The following is a 1,647-nucleotide window of genomic DNA, read 5'->3' on the forward strand; positions in this document are numbered from 1 at the left end:
ACGGACAACGCCGGGAAACGCGCCGGCGCGGGCGTGCCGCTGACCCACACCACCCAGATGCCCTTCGACCACTATCTCGGCGGCAGGACCCCGGACTTCCTCTGGTTCGAGCGGCTCCTGGAGGACTCCGGGTCCGGCCTCGACCATCCGGCCGCCGTGATCGTCGAGACCGTGCAGGGCGAGGGCGGGGTCAACGTCGCCCGCGCCGAGTGGCTGCGCGGCCTCGCGGACCTGTGCCGCCGCCGGGACATGCTCCTGATCGTCGACGACATCCAGATGGGCTGCGGCCGCACCGGCGACTTCTTCTCCTTCGAGGAGGCCGGCATCACCCCGGACATCGTCACCCTGTCCAAGTCCATCAGCGGTTACGGACTGCCCATGTCCCTCTGCCTGTTCCGCGACGAACTCGACGTGTGGCAGCCCGGCGAGCACAACGGCACCTTCCGCGGCAACAACCCCGCCTTCGTCACCGCCACCGCCGCCCTCGACACGTACTGGCGGGACGGCACGCTCCGCGACCGCACCCTGCGGCGGGCCGCCACCGTCGAGGCGGCGCTCGGCGAGCTCGGACCGGGCGCCGTAGCGCGCGGCCGGGGGCTCGTGTGGGGCCTGGAGTTCGAGGACGGGGAGCGGGCCCGCGCGGTGTGCCGGCGCGCCTTCGAACTGGGCCTGCTCGTCGAGACGTCGGGGCCGCGCGACGAGGTCGTCAAGCTGCTGCCGCCGCTGACCGTCACCGACGACGAACTCGACGAGGGCCTCGGCGTCCTCGCCCGCGCCGTCCGCCACACCGCCTGAGACGCCCGAGACCGCCCGAGACCAGCTGAGACCGCCCGAGACCCGCGAGACCCACGAGACCCGCGAGGAAAGGCCCACCGTCATGATCGTCCGCACCTTCGCCGAGCTGGAGAACACCGAGCGGCACGTGAGGTCCGCCTCCGGCACCTGGGAGAGCAAGCGCATCGTCCTCGCCCGCGAGCGCGTCGGCTTCTCCCTCCACGAGACCGTCCTGTACGCCGGGACCGAGACCGCCATGTGGTACGCGAACCACGTCGAGGCGGTCGTCTGCACCGCCGGCGAGGCCGAACTGACCGACCACGAGACCGGGACGACGTACACGATCACCCCCGGCACGATGTACCTCCTCGACGGCCACGAGCGCCACACCCTCCGGGTCAAGGAGGACTTCCGCTGCCTGTGCGTCTTCAACCCGCCGGTGACCGGCCGCGAGGACCACGACGAGAACGGCGTCTACCCGCTGCTGACCGAGCCGGACGACGCCTGACCCCCACACCCGCTCTCCCCGTACGTACGAGAAAGGCCCGCACCGCGATGACCACCGCCCCCGCCCGCCCCGTCGACCCGTACCCCACGCGCGGCACCGAGGAGGCCCTCGTCTACCGCAAGGAACCCGTCGTCTGGTCCGAGGAGGGCACGCCCGGCCCGTTCTGGCCGCGCGAGCTGGAGGAGTACGAGCGCAACGGCTTCTCCGCCGTCGACGCCCTCGTCACCCCGGACGAGGTAACCGAACTCCGCGCGGAACTCGACCGGTTGGTCACCGATCCCCGGATCCGCGACGACGAGCGGGCGATCGTCGAACCACGCTCCCAGGAGATCCGCTCGGTCTTCGAAGTGCACCGGATCAGCGAG

3 protein-coding genes are annotated in these 1,647 nt (G+C 71.6%); all 3 read left to right on the forward strand.

Translation table 11 applies throughout. The features are described from left to right. Positions 1-795 (forward strand): aminotransferase class III-fold pyridoxal phosphate-dependent enzyme (locus AB0E19_RS16085; protein WP_362179425.1); only part of this gene is annotated, 795 nt, incomplete at its 5' end. A gap of 82 nt (positions 796-877) precedes the next feature. Then, on the forward strand, positions 878-1,282 hold the full coding sequence (locus AB0E19_RS16090) for an ectoine synthase (protein WP_360599060.1): 405 nt from the start codon (positions 878-880) through the stop codon (positions 1,280-1,282). 47 nt (positions 1,283-1,329) lie between these two features. Further along, on the forward strand, positions 1,330-1,647 hold a 318-nt coding region (locus AB0E19_RS16095), incomplete at its 3' end, for a phytanoyl-CoA dioxygenase family protein (protein ID WP_362179430.1).

The sequence above is a fragment of the Streptomyces sp. NPDC047974 genome, assembly GCF_040653375.1.
Classification (GTDB): Bacteria; Actinomycetota; Actinomycetes; order Streptomycetales; family Streptomycetaceae; genus Streptomyces.

What these genes read in the sequence shown, in the direction of transcription:
- AB0E19_RS16090 (WP_360599060.1), top strand. Translation starts at nt 878, where the DNA reads ATGATCGTCCGCACCTTCGCCGAGCTGGAGAACACCGAGCGGCACGTG.